21 protein-coding genes are annotated in these 18,282 nt (G+C 72.5%); 11 read left to right on the top strand and 10 right to left on the bottom strand.

Annotation, left to right across the window (positions count from 1 at the left end):
* Positions 1-24: 24 nt before the first annotated feature.
* A complete protein-coding gene (locus ACFVDM_RS14095; protein WP_383637907.1) occupies positions 25-984 on the top strand; it encodes a DMT family transporter in 960 nt (319 codons plus the stop codon).
* A gap of 18 nt (positions 985-1,002) precedes the next feature.
* Here the strand turns inward: ACFVDM_RS14095 and ACFVDM_RS14100 are convergent, their stop codons facing one another.
* Together ACFVDM_RS14100 and ACFVDM_RS14105 are read right to left on the bottom strand one after the other, a co-directional pair.
* Complete coding sequence (locus tag ACFVDM_RS14100) at positions 1,003-1,314, bottom strand: hypothetical protein (protein WP_383637910.1); 312 nt, start codon at positions 1,312-1,314, stop codon at positions 1,003-1,005.
* A 114-nt stretch (positions 1,315-1,428) separates the two neighbouring features.
* On the bottom strand, positions 1,429-2,760 hold the full coding sequence (locus ACFVDM_RS14105; RefSeq protein ID WP_383637913.1) for an aminotransferase class I/II-fold pyridoxal phosphate-dependent enzyme: 1,332 nt from the start codon (positions 2,758-2,760) through the stop codon (positions 1,429-1,431).
* Between the two features lie 35 nt (positions 2,761-2,795).
* Between ACFVDM_RS14105 and ACFVDM_RS14110 the strand changes: the two genes are divergently transcribed.
* Positions 2,796-3,491 carry a pyridoxamine 5'-phosphate oxidase family protein gene (locus ACFVDM_RS14110; RefSeq protein WP_383637916.1) on the top strand — a complete coding sequence of 232 codons (696 nt, stop codon included), beginning with the start codon at positions 2,796-2,798 and terminating at the stop codon, positions 3,489-3,491.
* 47 nt (positions 3,492-3,538) lie between these two features.
* On the opposite strand, the gene ACFVDM_RS14115 is transcribed toward ACFVDM_RS14110, so the two are convergent.
* The 3 genes from ACFVDM_RS14115 to ACFVDM_RS14125 form a co-directional block, all read right to left on the bottom strand.
* Positions 3,539-4,492 (bottom strand): DMT family transporter, encoded by a 954-nt coding sequence (locus ACFVDM_RS14115; protein ID WP_383637919.1) that lies wholly within the window; start codon positions 4,490-4,492, stop codon positions 3,539-3,541.
* 158 nt (positions 4,493-4,650) lie between these two features.
* A complete protein-coding gene (locus ACFVDM_RS14120) occupies positions 4,651-5,682 on the bottom strand; it encodes a DMT family transporter (protein WP_383637922.1) in 1,032 nt (343 codons plus the stop codon).
* Positions 5,683-5,782: 100 nt separating this feature from the next.
* Positions 5,783-6,241 (bottom strand): nuclear transport factor 2 family protein, encoded by a 459-nt coding sequence (locus ACFVDM_RS14125; protein ID WP_383637925.1) that lies wholly within the window; start codon positions 6,239-6,241, stop codon positions 5,783-5,785.
* Positions 6,242-6,367: 126 nt separating this feature from the next.
* On the opposite strand from ACFVDM_RS14125, the gene ACFVDM_RS14130 reads away from it, so the two are divergent.
* Entirely contained in the window at positions 6,368-6,982 is a 615-nt protein-coding gene (locus tag ACFVDM_RS14130) for a TetR/AcrR family transcriptional regulator (RefSeq protein ID WP_383637928.1), read from the top strand.
* A gap of 10 nt (positions 6,983-6,992) precedes the next feature.
* On the opposite strand, the gene ACFVDM_RS14135 is transcribed toward ACFVDM_RS14130, so the two are convergent.
* Positions 6,993-7,526 carry a Clp protease N-terminal domain-containing protein gene (locus tag ACFVDM_RS14135; protein WP_383637931.1) on the bottom strand — a complete coding sequence of 178 codons (534 nt, stop codon included), beginning with the start codon at positions 7,524-7,526 and terminating at the stop codon, positions 6,993-6,995.
* A gap of 245 nt (positions 7,527-7,771) precedes the next feature.
* Between ACFVDM_RS14135 and ACFVDM_RS14140 the strand changes: the two genes are divergently transcribed.
* Together ACFVDM_RS14140 and ACFVDM_RS14145 are read left to right on the top strand one after the other, a co-directional pair.
* Complete coding sequence (locus ACFVDM_RS14140) at positions 7,772-7,978, top strand: hypothetical protein (RefSeq protein ID WP_383637934.1); 207 nt, start codon at positions 7,772-7,774, stop codon at positions 7,976-7,978.
* Positions 7,979-8,056: 78 nt separating this feature from the next.
* Positions 8,057-8,488, top strand: a complete 432-nt coding sequence (locus ACFVDM_RS14145; RefSeq protein ID WP_383637937.1) for an SRPBCC family protein — start codon at positions 8,057-8,059, stop codon at positions 8,486-8,488.
* 88 nt (positions 8,489-8,576) lie between these two features.
* Here the strand turns inward: ACFVDM_RS14145 and ACFVDM_RS14150 are convergent, their stop codons facing one another.
* Positions 8,577-9,194: a PadR family transcriptional regulator gene (locus tag ACFVDM_RS14150; RefSeq protein ID WP_383637940.1), complete on the bottom strand. Its 618-nt coding sequence runs from the start codon at positions 9,192-9,194 to the stop codon at positions 8,577-8,579.
* A 368-nt stretch (positions 9,195-9,562) separates the two neighbouring features.
* Here ACFVDM_RS14150 and ACFVDM_RS14155 point away from each other — a divergent pair, with 368 nt between their 5' ends.
* Positions 9,563-9,739 (top strand): hypothetical protein, encoded by a 177-nt coding sequence (locus ACFVDM_RS14155; protein WP_383637943.1) that lies wholly within the window; start codon positions 9,563-9,565, stop codon positions 9,737-9,739.
* 310 nt (positions 9,740-10,049) lie between these two features.
* On the opposite strand, the gene ACFVDM_RS14160 is transcribed toward ACFVDM_RS14155, so the two are convergent.
* Positions 10,050-10,871, bottom strand: a complete 822-nt coding sequence (locus tag ACFVDM_RS14160) for an MBL fold metallo-hydrolase (protein WP_383637946.1) — start codon at positions 10,869-10,871, stop codon at positions 10,050-10,052.
* 196 nt (positions 10,872-11,067) lie between these two features.
* Here ACFVDM_RS14160 and ACFVDM_RS14165 point away from each other — a divergent pair, with 196 nt between their 5' ends.
* Positions 11,068-11,328, top strand: a complete 261-nt coding sequence (locus ACFVDM_RS14165; RefSeq protein ID WP_383637949.1) for a hypothetical protein — start codon at positions 11,068-11,070, stop codon at positions 11,326-11,328.
* A gap of 91 nt (positions 11,329-11,419) precedes the next feature.
* A complete protein-coding gene (locus ACFVDM_RS14170; RefSeq protein ID WP_383637952.1) occupies positions 11,420-12,241 on the top strand; it encodes a PhzF family phenazine biosynthesis protein in 822 nt (273 codons plus the stop codon).
* Positions 12,242-12,335: 94 nt separating this feature from the next.
* On the opposite strand, the gene ACFVDM_RS14175 is transcribed toward ACFVDM_RS14170, so the two are convergent.
* A complete protein-coding gene (locus ACFVDM_RS14175) occupies positions 12,336-13,115 on the bottom strand; it encodes a CPBP family intramembrane glutamic endopeptidase (RefSeq protein WP_383637955.1) in 780 nt (259 codons plus the stop codon).
* A gap of 184 nt (positions 13,116-13,299) precedes the next feature.
* On the opposite strand from ACFVDM_RS14175, the gene ACFVDM_RS14180 reads away from it, so the two are divergent.
* Positions 13,300-15,090 carry a substrate-binding and VWA domain-containing protein gene (locus ACFVDM_RS14180; protein WP_383637958.1) on the top strand — a complete coding sequence of 597 codons (1,791 nt, stop codon included), beginning with the start codon at positions 13,300-13,302 and terminating at the stop codon, positions 15,088-15,090.
* A 54-nt stretch (positions 15,091-15,144) separates the two neighbouring features.
* On the opposite strand, the gene ACFVDM_RS14185 is transcribed toward ACFVDM_RS14180, so the two are convergent.
* Entirely contained in the window at positions 15,145-16,650 is a 1,506-nt protein-coding gene (locus ACFVDM_RS14185) for a glutamate-cysteine ligase family protein (protein WP_383637961.1), read from the bottom strand.
* A 480-nt stretch (positions 16,651-17,130) separates the two neighbouring features.
* On the opposite strand from ACFVDM_RS14185, the gene ACFVDM_RS14190 reads away from it, so the two are divergent.
* The gene (locus tag ACFVDM_RS14190; protein WP_383637964.1) at positions 17,131-17,724 is read left to right on the top strand and encodes a hypothetical protein; all 594 of its coding nucleotides are present in this window, start codon (positions 17,131-17,133) and stop codon (positions 17,722-17,724) included.
* A 323-nt stretch (positions 17,725-18,047) separates the two neighbouring features.
* The gene (locus ACFVDM_RS14195; RefSeq protein ID WP_383637967.1) at positions 18,048-18,254 is read left to right on the top strand and encodes a DUF5999 family protein; all 207 of its coding nucleotides are present in this window, start codon (positions 18,048-18,050) and stop codon (positions 18,252-18,254) included.
* Positions 18,255-18,282 lie beyond the last annotated feature (28 nt).

An 18,282-nucleotide genomic window follows, 5' to 3' on the forward strand; every position in this document is an offset into this window, starting at 1 on the left:
TATCTGTGCCCCATCGTGGTGCGCATGAGCGCACCGACCACCCCCGCCCCGACGGCTCCCCCGGACGTCCCTGCAACCCCCGAGGCACCTCGCCGCCCCTCGGTGGACTGGCGGCTGCGCTTCGCCGCGCTCTCGCTCATCTGGGGCTTCAGCTTCCTCCTGATCAAGGTCGGGACGGACGGCTACGCCCCCTTCCAGGTCACCCTGGGCCGGCTCCTGTCCGGTACGGCGGTTTTGGCCGCCACCATGGCGGTGAAGCGCGAACGCCTGCCGCGCACCGCCCGCACCTGGGGCCATCTGGCCGTCGCCGCGTTCCTCCTCAACGCGCTCCCCTTCTCCCTGTTCGCGTACGCGGAGCTGACCATCCCCTCGACGCTCGCCGGGATCTGCAATGCCACGTCCCCGCTCTGGGGCATGGCCCTGTCCCTCGTCGCCCTCTCCGAGGACCGGCCGACCCGCCGCCGCGTGGCCGGACTGGGCCTCGGCTTCCTCGGCGTCCTCACCGTGCTCGGCGCCTGGCAGGGCTTCTCCGGCCTGGACTTCCGCGGTACGGCGATGGCGCTCCTCGCCTCCCTCAGCTACCCGATCGGCTGGATCTACGTCCGCCGCACCCTCGCCGGCACGGGCGCGTCGACCCTCTCGCTCACCGGCAGCCAGCTCTTCCTCGGCACCGTCCAACTGGCCCTGGTGACACCCCTCTTCACCTCCGCCCCCAGCGGCTTCCCCCTCTGGCCGACGCTCTCCGTCATCGCCCTCGGCGCCCTCGGCACCGGCCTCGCCGTCCTGCTCCAGTACGGCCTGGTGACCGAGGTCGGCCCGACCACCGCCCAGATGGTCACCTACTTCATCCCCGTCATCGCCACCGCCGCCGGCGTCGCCGTGCTCGGCGAACACCTCAGCTGGAACACCCCCGTGGGCGCCCTCATCGTCCTCACCGGCGCCGCCCTCACCCAGAGCAGACCCCGCCCCACCCCACGCACGTGAGCCCGGAGCGGCGCCGGCTCAGAACCCGGCCATGGACTTGTCCAGCACCCCGCCCACCGCGCCGTAGACACTGCACCGGACCGAGTGCCTCGCTCTGCGGCGCAGGACGAACCCCACAACGAACGACAGTGTGAAGAGCCCGCCCAGCACCAGTGTCGCCACCGGGTTGTACACGACGTACGCCGCGCAGCCGATGCCGGTCCACACGAGGATCGGCAGCAGCGAGCCGCGCACCACCACCCAGAACCCGATCCGTCCGGGAACCGAACGCAGCACCCGGTCGTGCCACACCTCGATGTGGTTCCTGGTTCCACAATGTTCGGGTTTCACGTCCACTCCTTCCGACTGTCGGCCGCCACCGCTTCCGGTGATGAAGTTCGTATGCTCGGGCGCCCACGGGACCACGAACCCGCGCCCCACCCGAAAGCCCACCCTCGCTCCGCCTCACCCATAACTCAACGGCTTCACCGGCCCCACCGCCTCCGCCACCGCGTCCGCGAGCGGGGTGATGTCGGCCTCGGTGAGGGTGGAGACGGTGAGGCGGATGCCCTGGGACGAGGCGAGGCGGAAGCGGGCGCCCGGGGCGGCGGCCCAGCCGGCGTGGAGGAGGCGGGCGATGGCACCGGTTTCGTCGGTGACGGGGACCCAGACGTTCATACCGCTGCGGCCGTGGGCCTCGACGCCCCGGTCGGCGAGGGCGCGGACGAGGGGGTCGCGGCGGCGGCCGTAGGAGCGGGCGACCTCGGCCGGGTCGACGGCTCCCGTGGTCCAGAGGTGGACCAGCGCCCCCTGGAGAAGCCGGCTGACCCAGCCCGGCCCGAGCCGCTGCCGGCCCGACACGCGGTCGGTGGTGACCGGGTCGCCGGTGAGCACGGCGACCCGCAGATCGGGGCCGTACGCCTTTGCCGTCGAGCGGACGAACGCCCAGCGGTCGGTCGCACCGGCCAGCGGGTGGACCGGCTGGTCGACGATGGCGTGCCCGTGGTCGTCCTCGATCAGCAGGACGCCGCGGTGCCCGGCCAGGACCGCCCTGAGTTCGATCGCGCGTCCCGCACCGATCGCCGCCCCCGTCGGGTTCTGCGCCCGGTCGGTGATCACGGCCGCCCGCGCGCCCGATCTCAGCGCCGCGTCCAGCGCGTCCGGCACCGGGCCGTCGTCGTCGACCGCGACCGGAACGGGGCGCATGCCCAGCGCCGGGACCAGGTCGAGGAGCCCGCCCCAGCCCGGGTCCTCGACGGCCACCGCGTCGCCGGGGCGCAGATGCGCGACGAGCACGCGCTCGATCGCGTCCAGCGACCCCGAGGTGGCGACCATCTGGCCGGCCGGAACCCCGTCCGCCTCGAACGCCGCACGGGCCAGCTCCGCGAACTCCGGGACCACCGCCGGCTGCGCGTACATCCCGGGCTCGCGCGCGTACGCCTGTGTCACCACCGCGAACGCCTCACCCAGCGCCGGAAGCAGCGCCGCGTCGGGATTGCCGTCCCCCAGGTCCCGCACGCCCGGCGGGGCCTCCACCCGCAGGGAGCCGCGTGCCGTGCTCGCCGGTCGCGGCCGGACCCGGCTGCCCCGGCGCCCGGCGGTCTCGATCACGCCCCGCTCCCGCAGGGTCCGGTACGCCGCCGCGACCGTATTCGGGTTCACCTCCAACTGCCGGGCCAACTCCCGCATGGGAGGCAGCACTTGACCGGGCGCCAGCTCCCCCGAGCCGACCGCCCGCTCCACGCTCGCGGCAATGTCCGATGCACGCCGCCCACTGATCCGATACTCTCCTAGCACAAAGCAAAGTATGCACTAGAGCAATGGAGTACGCAATGCCGGAGACCGCGCCCCAGCAGACCACGGCCCCGGACCCGGCGACGGTCTACGCGCCGACCGGACGCACGGTTCCGACCCGGTCGCGCGAGCGGGCCTCGTACGACCGGGAGCAGGTCCACTCGATACTCGACGCCGCCTACGTGTGCCACCTCGGCTTCGTACGGGACGGCGCCCCCGTCGTGCTGCCCACGCTGTTCGGACGGGTCGGTGAACGCCTCTACGTCCACGGCTCGACCGGCTCCCGTCCGCTGCGGGCGGCAAGCGGGAGCGACGAGGGACTCGCCGTGTGCCTGACGGTGACGCATGTCGACGGGATCGTGCTGGCCCGCTCCGCGTTCCACCACTCGCTCAACTACCGCTCCGTCGTGGTCCACGGCATCGCGCACACGGTGACCGACCCCGAGGAGCGGCGCACCGCCCTGGACGCGATCGTGGACCAGGTCGTGCCCGGCCGGTCGCGGGACGCACGGCCCGCGGACGAGAAGGAACTGGCGGCCACGGCCGTGATCCGGCTCGATCTGCGGGAGGTCTCCGCGAAGATCCGCACCGGCGGCCCCAACGACGACGACCGCGACCTCGGACTGCCCCACTGGGCCGGTGTGGTCCCGCTCGTCCGGAGCCACGGCACCCCGGTGCCCGCGGCCGACCTGGACCCCGCGATCCCGGTCCCGGACTATCTGGGGACCCGCTGATCCGCTCCGGGGCGGCGAGCCGGTGACCGCCCGCCGCCCCGGGCCGCTCAGACGGCCGCGACGGCCTCCTCGCGGGCGCCGACCGCGCCGCGCGTCTCGGCGACGGCCAGCCCGGCCACCGCCGTGAGCAGGAGCAGCGTCCCGACGACCGTGGCCGGGGTGAGCGGTTCCTCCAGCACGGCGACCGCGATGACCGCCGCACTGACCGGCTCCAGCAGCATGACGACGGACACGGTGGCGGCGCGCACGGTCGCGGCGCCGGCGAAGTAGAGCGCGTAGGCGAGGGCGGTCGGGACCGACGCCATGTACACGAGCAGGACGACGACCCGGACGGGGTGCTCCGTGTGCGGGACGAAGCCCTCGACCGCCGCCATCGGCAGCATCACGAGCGCGGCGACGCCGAACGCCCAGGCGCTGGTGGCGAGCGGGTCCGCGCCGCCGCCGTCGCGGCCGAGCCACCGGGTGAGCAGGGCCATCCCCGCGTAGCCGGCCGCGGAGAGCAGCGCGAAGGCGATCCCGGACGGGCGGACGGTGGCCGCGTCGCCGCCGAGCACGAGGACGGCGAGGCCCGCCAACGCCCCGCCGACCGCGGCGATTCCCCCGAGCCCGAGCCGCTCCCCCATGGTCAGCCGGGCGCCGACGGCGATGAGGACGGGCCCCGCGCCCAGCGTGACCACGGTGGCGACGGCGAGGCCGGTGGCCTGGACGGCGGCGAAGTAGGCGGTCTGGAAGGCCGCCAGGCCGAGGCCCGTTCCGAGGATGCGCAGCAGTCGGCGGCGCCGCGACTCGGCCGGTGCCGGGCGGCGGGTCCGCAGGGCGAGCGCGCCGAGCAGCAGCACCAGGCCGCCCGCGCAGCGCCAGAACGAGAGCGCGAGGGGCCCGAGATCGCCGGCCGCGAACAGCAGCGAGGCGGCGGCCCCGGCCGTGCCCCAGGCGACTCCGGCGATGATCAGATAGCAGAGACTCCGCCCGGCGGACAGGCCGGAAGCAGGATTCGACACGTGACTTCTCCATGGGAAGACAGGAAGGTGGTCGCTCGGCTCGGCACGCGGGCAGCGACGGACCGCTCGGGGACTGCCCGAGCCCGGTCTTCGTCAGGTGTGGCGGCCCGCGTCAGGCGGCAGGCGGCGGAAGTACGGTCGAGTGCATGGCCGCGACTCTAGAGGGCGACCCGGCGGGCCGACAACTCGCTGCCGGCCGCCTCCGGTTCCCCGCCCGGCCCGCTCGCGACCGGTCCCGAGGGCGCCGAGGGAGTCGACGACTGGGCGATGAGAGCGCCCCCCAGCACCAGCACGCCGCCGATGAGCTGCGGGGCGGCCAGGTGCTCCCCCAGGAGCACCCAGGCGAGCACGGTGGCGACGACCGCTTCCAGGCAGGCGACGACGCCCGCGACGGCGGGTGACAGCAGCCGGACGGAGATCACGCCGGTCACGTACGCGACGACGGTCGCCAGAAGCACGATCCAGACCAGCAGCAGCCAGGCCGGTACCTGGGCGCCGTTCATGCCGGTGTCGCCGCCGAGGACGGACCACTCCATGGTCCACGGCCGGGTCACGGCGGTGAGGACGACGGCCCCGACGAGGAGCCCGTACGCGATGACGCCGACCGGGTTCGGGGGTTCGGCCCTCCTCGCCGCGTCGGTACCGCTCCGGCCGGGGGCCGGACTCCCGCCGCCCTGGTCGGAGAGGACGAAGTAGCCGACCTGGCAGCAGGCGGCGCCGAGGGCGAGCAGAAGACCGAGGGCGTCGAACCCGAGGCCCGCCCAGACCTCGACGACGCAGGCCAGTCCGCCCACCGCGAGGACGACGCCGACGGCGGCGGCCCTGGTCACCGGCCTGCGCTGGACGAAGCGGACCCAGCCCAGGACGAGGGCGGGCGCCAGGTACTCGACGAGGAGGGCGACGCCGACCGGAATGCGGGAGAGGGCGGCGAAGTAGCAGGCCTGGACGCCCGCGACGGCGAGGAGTCCGAAGCCCAGGAGCAGCACGGGGCGGGTGCGGACCAGGTGCCGGTGGCGCCAGGCCACGGGGAGCAGGACGAGCGCGGCGCCCGCCACCCTGAGCCACACCACGTGGAGCGGGTCGAGCCCCGCCTCGATGAGTGGCTTGGCCGCCACACCGGAACCGCCGAATGCGAAGGCCGAGGCCAGGGCGAGTCCCAGACCGGCGCTTCTCCCCTGAGACGCGTGCATCGGCACATCATGACAGCTGCCGTCAGGAGCGTCACCCCCGAAGCACCTGTCGCGGTTCGCACTCCGGCGGCGGGAGGGACGCTCCCCCCGCTCCGGCCCGTCAGCTCGCGGCGGCCGGGGACTTCGAGGCGATCGAGGCGCCCGCGCGGCCGACGGCGAGCGCGTCCATGTAGTCCCGCATCCGGGCGATCAGCCCGTCGCGGACCCGGACGACCAGCAGCCCGGGGACGGCGAACCGTTCGCCCCGCGCGGACTCCACGACGGCCACGTGCTCACCGACGAGGGTGCCGGCCTCGGCGGCCTCGTGGACGACCACGTCCGCGATCTCCACCATCCGCAACGGCGAGGCGCCCCAGGCCGCCCGGTATCCGGCCCGGACCGCCTCGCGCCCCTCGAAGCGGCCGGGGAATCCGGGCGTGGTGAACGGGAACTCGTGCGTGCCGTCCTCCGCGTACAGATCGGCCAGGTCGTCGGCCGCCATCTCCCGCATGGCCCGGTGGTAGAGGTCGAGGACCTCGCGCGGCGTACGGCCGGCGTCCGCACCGCTCGTCTTCGTCATGGAACCCACTCCGTTTCCTCGGCCGGCGTCCCCGCCGAAATTCACTCAACAGACGTTGAGTGAATGACGATACGAGCCGCCGGGGAACGGGTCAACGGATTCGGTCAACGCATGTAGAGTCCGGCTGTGACGACGCACCCCACCACCCGCGCGGACCGCCGCCGGGCCACCGAGGCCCGCATCCTGGCGTGCGCGCGGGAACTGTTCGCGGCGAAGGGGTTCGACCGCACCACCATCCGCGCCGTGGCGGCGTCGGCCGGGGTCGATCCGGCCCTGGTGATGCAGTACTTCGGCTCGAAACGGGAACTGTTCACCCACGCCGCACAGGCCTCCCCCGCTCCCGCGCCCGCGGCGGACGGCGAGGCCCTGCTCGACCATCTCCTGACCGGTCTCGGCGTCAAGCTCGGCGGCCTCCCCGACGGGGCGCGGGCGATGCTGCGCTCCATGCTCACGGACCCGGCGGCGGCCTCACACGTGCGCGAGGGGCTCGACGAGCAGATTGCGGGCATCGGCCGGGCCCTGACCGCGGGCGCGGCCGGGGACGAGGGGCACTCCCACGGCCAGGCCCCGGACCCGGACCCCGACGCGGACCTGCGCGCGGCGCTGATCGTCACGACGATGGTGGGCGCGACGCTCGGTCATCAACTGCTCGGCCTCAGCGCACTGCGGGACGTTCCGGCCGACCGGATCACCGCCTTGCTCCGCCCGGCCCTGGAGGCGCTCGTCCGCCCGGCCGGCTGAGCCCGGCGGCTCAGCACCACCCGGCGGCCTGCCCGGCCCTGCCCGCGAGCGACCCGGTGTCGACGCCCGCCCGTTCCAGCACCTCGACGGCCCGGCACTCCCGGTCGTCGGCCAGGACCGCGAGCAGATCGACCCCCTCGGCCCGCTCCCGGCCGAGCGACCTGGCGCGGGCGCACGCCTCCGCCATCGCGGACGCCGCCGAGGGCGACCAGCCGTCGGCGGCCGCGTCCGGCACCACCGGGACCGCCCCGGTGTCCTCGACCGTCCCCTGCCAGCGGAGCCCGTACCCGATGCTGCGCTGGACGAGGTAGCCGAGCACCCTGGCGAGCTGCGGGCCGCCGTCGAAGGCGGACCGCACCTCGGGGTCGGACTCGATCAGGGAGTGCAGGAGATGAGCGGTGTCGATCTGCCGGTCGCCGTCCCGAAGGGCCCGTCTGCGCGCACCCGACACCACCGCGCCCAGCGCGGCACCGAATGCGGCGTCGAACTCGGCGCGGTGGTGCGCTGCGGGCTGCTGGGGGATGCGCGGCGTACGGTTCTGCACCCTTCCACCCCATCAGTCCGGGAGCCCGGAAGCGTCCCCGCGGAGTCCCATCGCCGCATCCGCCCCGAGTTGTGCACAGGGGAGCGGGACCTCCTCCTTACGGATGAGATCGGGCCGTTTCGGGAACACGTTAGGGAACCCGGCGCGCGCCGCCTTGCCTCGCGCTCCCGGAGCAACCGCGAACCTCCCCGCACACGTCCCACAGCACGAGGCACCGGTACGGCGGGAAGGAGGCGGTTGCGGGGATGAGCTGGCTGGTCTCCCTGCCCGCACTGGACGGGCGCGACTACGTCTACCGGGTCCACGCCCCGCCCGACGCCCTGCCCGCCGATCTGTTCTGGGCGGCGTTCCACTGCCACGACGACGGACCCCATCCGCGCGCCTCCGACCGCTTCGACGCGGCGGAGATCCGCCGGGCCGGGACGGATCAGGACCCCGGCCAGCATTTCTGACGGTTCATCAGTATTGAATGTTCACGCCACTGCGGCTACGTTCCGCGACACCGTAACCCGTCGAGAAGGGGTGGTCGCATGGCCGAAGTCAGTGCAGAGGCGCGCATCGAGGCACCGGCCGAGAAGGTCTGGGCCCAGCTGACCGACTTCAGCGCGTACGGGGAGTGGAACGCCACGCACACCAGCTTCCCCAAGGGCGGCCCGGACACCCTCGAACTGGCCGCCACCTACGAGGAGAACATGAAGCTCATGGGCTTCCCGGCCGAGGTCACCTGGACGGTGGCGGAGCTGGAGACGGGCCGGCTGCTCACGACCACGGGCAAGGGCCCGATGGGCGTGAACCTGAAGATGCGGTACGCGCTGACGCCGGACGGCGATGCCACTGCGCTGCGGATCGACGGCGAGTTCACGGGCGCGGCGGTCTCGCTGATGGCCGGCAAGCTCAAGGACTCGGCCACGGCGGCGCTCGTCGAATCCCTGCGCAAGCTGGACGGACTCATCGTCGCCTGACCACCGCGCGACGGGTACGTCGAAGGGCCCCGCGGCTCGGCCGCGGGGCCCCGGTGCGCACCTCTCCTCATATGTCCCACCGAACGGGTCAGCCCTCGTCGGCGAGGATGAGGTAGAGCTTCCTGCGGGCGTCGTTGATCACCGACAGCGCCTTCTCGCGCTGCTCGGCCGAGCCGGTCTTCCAGACCTGGCCGAACGCCTCCATCATCCCGAAGCCCGCCTGCCGGACCTCGTTGAGGCTCTCCCAGTCGACGCCGCGGCCGGCTTCCTCCCAGGGCGCGTTCGGCCCGGACTCCGCCTCGGTGCGACCGGCCTCGGTGAGCGTGAACAGCTTCTTGCCGCCCTCGCTCTCGCTGACGATCAGCCCCTCGTCCTCCAGCATCTGAAGCGTCGGGTACACCGAGCCGGGACTGGGCCGCCAGGCCCCGCCGCTGCGCTCGCCGATCTCCTGGATCATCTCGTACCCGTGCATCGGGCGGTCCTTCAGCAGAGCGAGGATCGACGCGCGCACATCACCGCGCCGCGCCCTCCCCCGGCCACCGCCCCGGCCGCGCCCGCCGAACGGGCCTCCCCCGAAGGGTCCTCCGCCGAACGGCGGCCCGAACTGCCCGAAGGCCGCCCGACGCCCTTCGAAGTCCCCCTGCTCGTGCCGACCGGGCCCACAGGGGCCGCGACCGTGTCCATGTCCGTGGTCGTGTGCATGCATGGTCGTACTCCTTCTCGTATCAATCTTGGTATCGCTGCACTGTCGCGATGCTTCGACGATATATCGGAACCGCTCGCTTGGCAAACATGCAGGCCGGGGCGGCGGTGCCCCTCGACGCGGCGGCCCCGTCGGTCGCCCTCGCAGCTGCCGACCCGCGGCCCATCCGGCGGAATCCCGGGACGAGCGGCACACGGATCACCCATCGCAGCGCGGACGGCGTCCGCACACCCGGAAGCGGCCCGACTCGACCGGCCGCTGTCCGGCCGCCGTCGATGTGTTCCTCGCCGACCGGACCGAGACGAACCGGGCCTCTGTCCGGACCGCGTACCTGGCCTTCCCCGAGACACAGCGCCGGTACGCCGGGCGACATGGACCTCAAGGACCGGCCGCCGCGGATCCTGGTGGCCGGACCCGGCGGCCTGGACCGGCTGCCGTTCGGCGAAACCGAAACGGCGAGGCAGGAGGACTACGACGCGGCACTCACGTACTTCGAGGAGCGGGCGCACCGGATCACCGAGCGGGCCGCCCGCGTCCCGGCGGACTGACCGGAGGGCGCGCGGGCCCCGGCGCTCCGCCTCCGGCACTCGTATCCGAACAAGCCCGCGCCGCAGCCCGGAAGGCTCGGCCTGCGCCACGACCACCCGGCGCCGATCACCGTCGGGGACACGGACTACCCGTCCGTCGCCCATGCCTACTGGGCGCTCTCGATCACCGAGCCCGGGACCCGGCACGCGGTCGCGACGGCCGTATCCGCGGCCGAGGCACGAAGGCCGGCGGCCGAGGCCCCTCGCCGGGAGGACCGGGAGCACGTCAGGACCGGTCACCGGGCCGGCCCCGATGTGAACGCGGAGGGGGTCAGCCGATCGGCGGGGCGAGGTACTCCAGCGCGTATCCCTCACCGGAAGGTGTGACGCGTGCGATGCCGGGTGAGTCGAGGTGCGCGCCGGCCACGAAGTGCCCCGGGCGCGTCAGCTGTTCGAGGAGGGTCGCTCGCGCGGTGCGGGCCATGGGCCGGTCGGCGTCGAACTCCCAGGCCACCCGCGGCCGGCCGAACTGGAGTGTGGGGACGTGCACGGTGTCGCCCCAGAGGAGCAGGCGGTCTCCGGTGCCGCTCTCGACGGCGTAGACGACGTGGCCGGGTGTGTGACCGGGCGTCGGGAGCGCCACGGCCCAGTCGTTGATCGCGGTCCGCTCCGACACGGGGACGACCCGGTCGCGGACCGGGGCGAGACGGCCCGTGAACACCGAGGCGTCGGCGGCTCCGATCCACACGCGTTCGAGACCGGGGAACGCCTCCGAGCCGTCCGGCGCGATCAGCCCGCCGACATGGTCCACGTGCCGGTGGGTGACGGCCACGTCGGTGAGGCTCGAGCGGTCGATCCCCGCTTCGTCGAGCGCGTCGTAGATCAGTCCCATGGTCGGTTCGTGCCAGGCGTCGGACGCACCGGCGTCGACGAGGAGGGACCGCGTCCCGTCGGTGACGAGGAAGGCGTTGACCGACAGCCGCAGGTTGCCGCCGGGCAGCGGGACGGCGGCCGGCAGTTCACCGAGCGGGCTCCCGTCCTCGTCGCGGAGCCGGGTCGGCGGCATGTCGAGGTACCCGTCCCGCAACGAGGTCACCCGCAGGTCGCCGAAGGCGAAGGTGGTGTGGTGCCTGCCGCTCGAGATCACGCGCATGGAGCCTCCGTCGTGTCGGGTGCGGACGGCACCCCGTACGCCTCGGTGTCGCGTCGGATGCCGCGCGGGCTGTTGCGGCCGTCTCCGCAGCACGGGGCGGAGTACGCGGCAGGACCGGCCACGGCCACGCAGGACCGCGCCGAGCCGATTGTAGGATCACTCCTCGACCGGTTTCACGGAGGGGAGTTGGCCGACGATGATGCCCCCGTCCTGCGCGATGTGCCGGGCGTCCCGCGGGGACCATCCCTTCGACTTCTTCACGCTCGTGTACTTCCGCCGCATCGAGCCTCCCACCGACCGCGACGGGCATCCCCAGAACGCCGTCTGGTTCTGCGCGGACCACGTCCGGTTCACCGAGGGCAAGACCCATATGAGCGCCATGGTGGCCATGGTCCACATACGCGCCGCCGTCCGGCGCGCCCGCCCGAGCATCTGGCCGCTCACGAGCATCCCCTGAGCCGCCCGGGGCAGGTCCGTTCGGCGTCCAGGGGCCGCCGATGCGGAATTGGCCTTGGCCCGCCGCCCGGCCGCGCCCCTACGGTCGGCCCATGAGGATTCGAATCGTCGATGCGTTCACCGACCGCCCCTTCGCCGGCAACCCGGCCGGGGTCCTGCTCCTGGGCCCGGACGGATTCCCCGGGGACAGCCGCCTCCAGCAGATCGCCGCGGAGCTGAACCTCTCCGAGACCGCCTTCGCCCACCCGCTGCCGCCCGGCGGCGACGCCGACTGGGCGCTGCGGTGGTTCACCCCGGCCACCGAGGTGGACATGTGCGGCCACGCCACGCTCGCCACCGCCCACATCCTGCACACCACCGGGACCGCGAGCGGTACGGTCCGGTTCGCCGCCCGGTGCGGTGTGCTGACCGCACGCACCACACCGGACGGCGCGATCGAGCTGGACTTCCCGACCGCCCCGCTCAGGTCCGAGACCGCGCCGGACGGGCTGGCCGCGGCCCTGGGCGCGGAGCCGGTGTCGGTCCACGACACGGGGCCGCACGTGGGCGATCTGCTGGTGGAGCTGGCGGACGAGGCGGCCGTGCGGGCGCTGACGCCGGACTTCGCGGCCCTGGCCGGCCTCTCGCGGCGCGGCGTCATCGCGACGGCGGCGGCCGCCGATCCCGCGGGCGGCTACGACTTCGTCTCGCGCGGCTTCTTCCCCGGCGTGGGCATCGACGAGGACCCGGTGACGGGCAGCGCCCACACGGCCCTCGCCCCGTTCTGGTCGGCCCGGCTCGGCCGCGCCGAACTGACCGGTCTCCAGGCCTCCGCCCGCTCCGGACTGGTCCGCACCGCGCTGCGCGGCGACCGCACCGTCCTCACCGGGCACGCGGTGACCGTCGTGGACGGCGATCTGCTCGTCGCCCCGTAGGAGGTTCCGGACCACCGCGGGACGACGGAAGGGCGGCCGCGGTACGGCGGGGGGCGGGCGTCCCTGTGGCGCGGCCGCCCCTCCCGTGGCCCGGTCACGGCGTCGGGAGCCAGTCCACCTTTCCGGCGAGCAGCGCGTATCCGACGAACGCGCCGATGTCGAGCAGCGCGTGCGCGGCGACCAGCGGGCCCACCCGCTGCCAGCGCCGGTAGAGGAGGACGAAGACGACACCCATCGCCATGTTGCCGAGGAAGCCGCCGATGCCCTGGTACAGGTGGTACGAGCCGCGCAGCACCGAGCTGGCCACCAGGGCGGCCATCGGCGTCCAGCCCAACTGCCCCAGCCTGCGCAGCAGATAGCCGACGACGATCACTTCCTCCACCACGGAGTTCTGGATCGCCGAGAGGACGAGAACGGGGAACTTCCACCACACGTCGGGGAGCGACTCGGGGACGACCGTGAGGTTGAAGCCGGAGGCGCGGGCGACGAGGTAGAACGCCAGTCCCGTGCTGCCGATGCCCGCCGCGACGAGGGTGCCGCGGCCGAGGTCCTGCCAGGGCCGGCTCCGGTCGAATCCGATGGCGCGCAGGCCCGTGCCCTCCCGGAGGAGGAGATGGGCGACGAGGGCGACGGGGACCAGTGCCGTGGAGATACTGAAGAGTTGCCACGCGAGATCCAGCCAGGGCCGGCCCGGTGCGTAGGAACTGTTGAGGGTGGCCGCCTGATCCTTCAAACCCCCTGGTTTCGTCAGCGATCCGACAAAACTGATCAGGGCAGACACTCCGCTGGCGCCCAGCGAGAGCGCCAGAACCAGCACCGTTTCGGACCGCAGAATCCGCTGTGACACGGCCTCCCGAGGAAAAGATTCAGCCACGTGCCCTGCCTCCACCTGTACACCTGCCCTCAGTTGTGCATTCCCGTCCCATGCCGCTCCCCGTGCCGCTAGGGTCTCGAATGCAGGTACGAAGATCATGCGCGACAGGCCGGGGGACGAGCACCATCGCCGATGGTGTGGTCCCCCTTTTCCTTGTTCATCCTCAAGGAGGGGCACCACCGACATGGGACGTCACAGCTTGCCGGACGACTACGCGGCGGACGGAAGCGGGGACCGTCCTCCGCGCCGCCGCCGTACCGTGGTCATCGCCACCATGCTCGTTCTCGCCGTCGCCGGGGGAACAGCGGTCGCGGCACAGGGCGGCCTGCTGTCGTTCTCGAAGTCGTGCGACGACAGCGCCGTACACCTGACCATGATGTCCTCCCCGGACATCGCTCCCGCCGTGCGTGCCGTCGCCGACCGGGCACGCAAGGACAACCTGAAGTCCGACGGGCACTGCGTGGACGTGGAGGTGGTGGCCCGCGACTCGTACAAGGTCGCGGACGCCCTCGCCCGCGGCACGAAGACGCCCGACTACCAGATGTGGCTCCCCGACTCCGAGCTGTGGCTGACCCGGGCCAAGGGCAACGGCGACGCCGTACCGATCACTCCGGGCGACTCCGTCGCCTCGTCGCCGGTCACCGTGGCGATGGTCCCCTCGGCCGCCAAGAGCCTCGGCTGGCCGAAGAAGCAGTACAGCTGGGCCGAGCTGACCGCCGCGGCCATGGAGTCCGACAAGGTACGGCTGGGATCGGCCGACCCGGCGCGGAGCGCCACCGGCCTGCTGGCCCTCACCAGCATCGGGATCTCCTCCGACAAGCAGGGCGGGGACAGCGACACCCGCGTCGCGGCCACGGCCAAACTGCTGGCCCAGCGGATGTCCGACGGCGACACCCAGGTCGCCGGGACGCTGCCGCAGGACAGCTCGGGCGCCGAACAGGGAAATCCGGCGCGCAACCAGGCGGTGCTCCTCTCCGAGCAGGCCGCCTTCGCCCACAACGCCGAGTCCACCGACGGCGGGAGGCTCAACCTCTTCTACCCCGAGGACGGCACCCCTCTCCTCGACTATCCCTTCGCCCTGGTCAACGAGGAGGAGCAGACGACGGACCAGAGCCGGGCCGCGCTCCGCTTCATGACGCTGCTGTCCGAGGACGCCTCCCAGCGCACCCTGCGCGAGCACGGCTTCCGCACCGTCGACGGCACCCCGGACGAGGCCATGGTCGCCGCCGCCGGTGCCAAGTCGCCCCAGCCGTACGCCACGGTGCCCGGCTCCGCCCTCCCGGACGAGGCCCTCCAGCAGACGCTGGGCATGTGGACGATCACCGTGCAGAGCGCGCGGCTCACCACGGTCGTCGACGCCTCGGGGTCGATGGCCACGATCGTGCCGGGCCGCAACCAGTCGCGGATGGACGTGACGAAGGCCTCGCTGATCCAGGCGCTCAACCAGTTCACGCCGAACGACGAGATCGGGCTCTGGGAGTTCGCCACCACGCTCGACGGCGACAAGGACTACCGCCAGCTGGTGGCGACCGCGCGGCTCGGCGACGCCGCCAAGGGCGGCGGCACCCACCGCGAGAAGCTCGCCGCCGCCTTCGCCGGGCTGAAGCCCGTGCCGGACGGTGCCACCGGTCTGTACGACACGACGCTGGCCGCGTACAAGGAGGCCCAGCGCACCTATGTGAAGGACAAGTTCAACGCGGTCGTGATCCTCACGGACGGCTCCAACCAGGACGAGCAGTCGATCTCGCGTTCCGCCCTGATCGCGGAGCTCAAGAGGATCAGCGACCCCGAGCGGCCCGTTCCGCTGCTCGCCATCGCGGTGGGCCCGGAGGCGGACCGCGACGAGCTGAACGACATAGCCAAGATCACCGGGGGCGGCGGCTACCAGGTGAACGACCCGGCGGAGATCCAGGCGGTGATCCTCCAGGCCGTGATGACCGCCGGCCAGAACGGCCGCGCGGCCGAGGAGGAGTAGGACACGGGGCGACCGGGCCCGACGGGATCCTCCGGGGTTCCCGCCGGGCCCGCCTCATGCCGCCGGGATGTCCGCGGGCCAGGTGTGCACCGGCTCACCGGCCTGCATCAGTTCGCCGTACCGCCGGGTCATCGCGGCGAGCGCGTCGCCCCGTGCGAGCCCCGCGCGACGGGCCCGGTGATAGGCCTCCGCCTGCCAGGACGCCCCGTTCGTCCGCCGCCGGCAGCGCCCCTCGATGATCCCGAGATAGTGGTCCCGGTCGGCGGCCTCGACGTTCCAGGCGTCGAGCCCCGCGGCGGCCAGCGGCAGCAGTTCGTCCCGTACGAGCTTCACGGCCGGCACCCGGGTCAGCCCGCCGGAGCGTCCGGGACGGGGCCAGAGCAGTTCGGCGTCGATGCCCAGCCGGCAGGCGTTCTCGAAGTTCTCCGCCGCCGCGGCGAACGGCATCCTGGTCCACACCGGTCGCGGCTCCTCCGCCAGCGACCGGACCAGCCCGTAGTAGAGGGCCGTGTTCGCCATGACGTCGGCCACGGTGGGCCCGGCGGGCAGGACCCGGTTCTCCACGCGCAGATGCGGTACGCCGTCCACGAGCCCGTACACCGGACGGTTCCACCGGTAGACGGTGCCGTTGTGGAGGACCAGCTCGTGGAGGTGGGGCACCCCGCCGTCGTCGAGGACGCGCAGCGGATCCTCCTCGTCGCACAGGGGCAGCAGCGGCGGGAAGTAGCGCAGGTTCTCCTCGAACAGCTCGAAGGCCGAGTCCACCCACTTCTCGCCGAACCAGGTCCTCGGCCGCACGCCCTGGTTCTGCAGTTCGGGCGGCCGGGTGTCCGTGGCCTGCTGGAAGAGCGGCGGCCGGGACTCCCGCCACACCTCACGGCCGAACAGGAACGGGGAGTTGGCCCCCAGCGCCACCTGCACCGCGGCCACGGCCTGGGCCGCGTTCCAGACGTCCGCGAAGCGCTCGGGGGTCACCTGGAGATGCAGCTGCACGGAGGTGCAGGCGGCCTCCGGAGCGATCGATCCGGAGGTGCAGACCAGTCGCTCCACGCCTTCGATATCCAGGGAGAAATCCTCGCCCCGGGCCGCCACCATTTGATCGTTGAGCAGGGCGTAGCGGTCCACGTCGGAGAGGTTGGACCGGACCATGTCGGTGCGTCCGAGCGTGGGGAGTATTCCGATCATCATGATCCCGGCGTCGACCTCGGCGGCCTTCCGGTCGGCATATCCGAGCCCGGCCCGCAGCTCCTCGGCCAGTTGATCGAGAACGCGGCCCGACAGATGATGGGGAACTATGTTGACTTCCAGATTGAACATCCCCAGTTCCGTCTGGAAATCACGGCTGGCGATACGGTCCAGTACCTGTCCGTTCAACATCTTCGGCATACCGTCGGCACCGGCCAGATTCAGTTCGATCTCCATCCCCATGAGGTTGCGGGGACGGTCGAACCTCCGGTCCGCCAGAAGTCTCTCCAGCCCCTCCAGGCACTGGTGGAGCTTGGTCCGATACCGCTGCCGGTCGGACAGGTCAAAGGCGTCCGCCACGACCTTCTCCCCCATCGAAGGGTCCCTCCTCAAGTGGGCGGCCCGCGGCCCAGACCGCTCGCGTCAGGGTCGATAATGCCCAGACGGAGAGATCCGTAACGCCCCGCGGACGGCATGCGGCCGCTAATCTGAAGAACGAGGCCCGAGGCACATTCACTCGGCATGCCGCATCCCACAGTTTCCCGATCGGCATACGGGGAATGCACCGGCACGTTTCGGCCGACCGCGACGCGGGAAAAACCCGAGGCGGTGACTGCGCCGCGCGCATCGAATCAGCGTAATCTCCGCATAATAAAGTCCGGATACCGCCTTGTCGGCAATCACCACGACGGCTAGTGGAAACACCGTGTGAACACGTGTCGTATAAACTCCGCGGACGAGGCAGAGAGTTGACGCACCGGCCCAGTCACCGGCCTCCTCTGGCCCCGCACGCCGACACCGCCGTCTGCACCCGCCCACGCACCACCGTGTCTCCGAAGTGAGAGGCGACCCACTATGCCGCTGCATGTTCCCCCGGCCCCCGCGCCCGCCCTGCGCAGCGTTCTCGCGGCCCTCGGTTCACCGACCGCCGTCCGCGAGGCCCGCACACCAGCACTGCGGTCCGCCCAGGAACCACTGAGCCCCGATCACCCGCTCCCCGTCCATGTGCTGGACCGCCTCGCACCGGGAGCCCTCGCGCCGACCACCCGCCTCATCGGCTGGCGCTTCCTGATCCGCGGCACGGAACGGGCCGTCGCCGCGGCCGACACCATGCTCACCCCCGACGGCTGGGCGTTCTCGCACTTCTTCGAGGGCCCGTACCTCGCCTCGACCGAACTCGCCCTGCGCCAGGCGGAGGCGGCCCCCACCCCGTACCAGCCGCGGCTCCTGTCCATCCCCGAGCTGTACATGCTCGCGCTCTGGCTGCACGGCGACATCACGGCGGACGCCTCCCTCGGCGCACCCGCCCCTGCCGATCTCCTCGTCCCGCTCGCTCCCGCCCCACCGGGTATCGCGGCACACCGTCCGCACCGGGTCGCCGATCTGCTCCCCGTGATCACCACCCGTATCGCACCCGGTCCCGGCCCCCTGCTGGGCTCGCCCGCCTGAGCCCCGCTCCCCCACGTCTCATGCGCGGCGCCCCGTCACCGGCACCCCGGCGGCGGGGCGCCGCGCATGCCCGCGGGAGCCGGGGGTCCATCCGGACTAGCCCCATCCGGCCACCCCGAACCACCCGAAGGGACAGTGCAGTTGCGCTGAACCGTCCGGCTGGGTGACGCGTCATGAGAGGAGAAGGAGCGCTGCTGCGAAATCCCTGCGGAATGACGTCCGTGGGGCAACACTGGGATCGGACCGATCGATACGGGGGAGCGGTCATGAACACCTCGTCCAGCCGCAGGACATTCAACTCGACGCAGCGAAAGAACCCATCCATGTGCCAGCACCAGCCACCCTGCCCGACAGCCGACTCCGCCGACCGGGAAGCCGCCCGCCTGGTGGCCCATCACCCGGAACAGGGCTGGAGCCTGCTGTGCAACGGCGTCCTGCTCTTCGAGGACACCGGTGAGCTGCTTCCCGACGGACAGATCATCGCCCCGCACCGGCCGTTGGGCACCGGCCGGGTGGCGAAGGCGGCCTGAGCCGCAGGTACGGAAAAGGGGCCGGCCC

The sequence above is a fragment of the Streptomyces sp. NPDC057682 genome (assembly GCF_042799575.1).
Classification (GTDB): domain Bacteria; phylum Actinomycetota; class Actinomycetes; order Streptomycetales; family Streptomycetaceae; genus Streptomyces.

Excerpts from the sequence above, each read along its gene's own strand:
- ACFVDM_RS14110 (WP_383637916.1), top strand. The coding sequence starts at position 2,796 with ATGCCGGAGACCGCGCCCCAGCAGACCACGGCCCCGGACCCGGCGACG.
- ACFVDM_RS14125 (WP_383637925.1), bottom strand. The coding sequence starts at position 6,241 with ATGACGAAGACGAGCGGTGCGGACGCCGGCCGTACGCCGCGCGAGGTC.
- ACFVDM_RS14180 (WP_383637958.1), top strand. The coding sequence starts at position 13,300 with ATGGGACGTCACAGCTTGCCGGACGACTACGCGGCGGACGGAAGCGGG.
- ACFVDM_RS14165 (WP_383637949.1), top strand. The coding sequence starts at position 11,068 with ATGATGCCCCCGTCCTGCGCGATGTGCCGGGCGTCCCGCGGGGACCAT.
- ACFVDM_RS14145 (WP_383637937.1), top strand. The coding sequence starts at position 8,057 with ATGGCCGAAGTCAGTGCAGAGGCGCGCATCGAGGCACCGGCCGAGAAG.
- ACFVDM_RS14140 (WP_383637934.1), top strand. The coding sequence starts at position 7,772 with ATGAGCTGGCTGGTCTCCCTGCCCGCACTGGACGGGCGCGACTACGTC.
- ACFVDM_RS14150 (WP_383637940.1), bottom strand. The coding sequence starts at position 9,194 with ATGCATGCACACGACCACGGACATGGACACGGTCGCGGCCCCTGTGGG.
- ACFVDM_RS14190 (WP_383637964.1), top strand. The coding sequence starts at position 17,131 with ATGCCGCTGCATGTTCCCCCGGCCCCCGCGCCCGCCCTGCGCAGCGTT.
- ACFVDM_RS14120 (WP_383637922.1), bottom strand. The coding sequence starts at position 5,682 with ATGCACGCGTCTCAGGGGAGAAGCGCCGGTCTGGGACTCGCCCTGGCC.
- ACFVDM_RS14170 (WP_383637952.1), top strand. The coding sequence starts at position 11,420 with ATGAGGATTCGAATCGTCGATGCGTTCACCGACCGCCCCTTCGCCGGC.
- ACFVDM_RS14095 (WP_383637907.1), top strand. The coding sequence starts at position 25 with ATGAGCGCACCGACCACCCCCGCCCCGACGGCTCCCCCGGACGTCCCT.
- ACFVDM_RS14155 (WP_383637943.1), top strand. The coding sequence starts at position 9,563 with ATGGACCTCAAGGACCGGCCGCCGCGGATCCTGGTGGCCGGACCCGGC.
- ACFVDM_RS14185 (WP_383637961.1), bottom strand. The coding sequence starts at position 16,650 with ATGGGGGAGAAGGTCGTGGCGGACGCCTTTGACCTGTCCGACCGGCAG.
- ACFVDM_RS14160 (WP_383637946.1), bottom strand. The coding sequence starts at position 10,871 with ATGCGCGTGATCTCGAGCGGCAGGCACCACACCACCTTCGCCTTCGGC.
- ACFVDM_RS14195 (WP_383637967.1), top strand. The coding sequence starts at position 18,048 with ATGTGCCAGCACCAGCCACCCTGCCCGACAGCCGACTCCGCCGACCGG.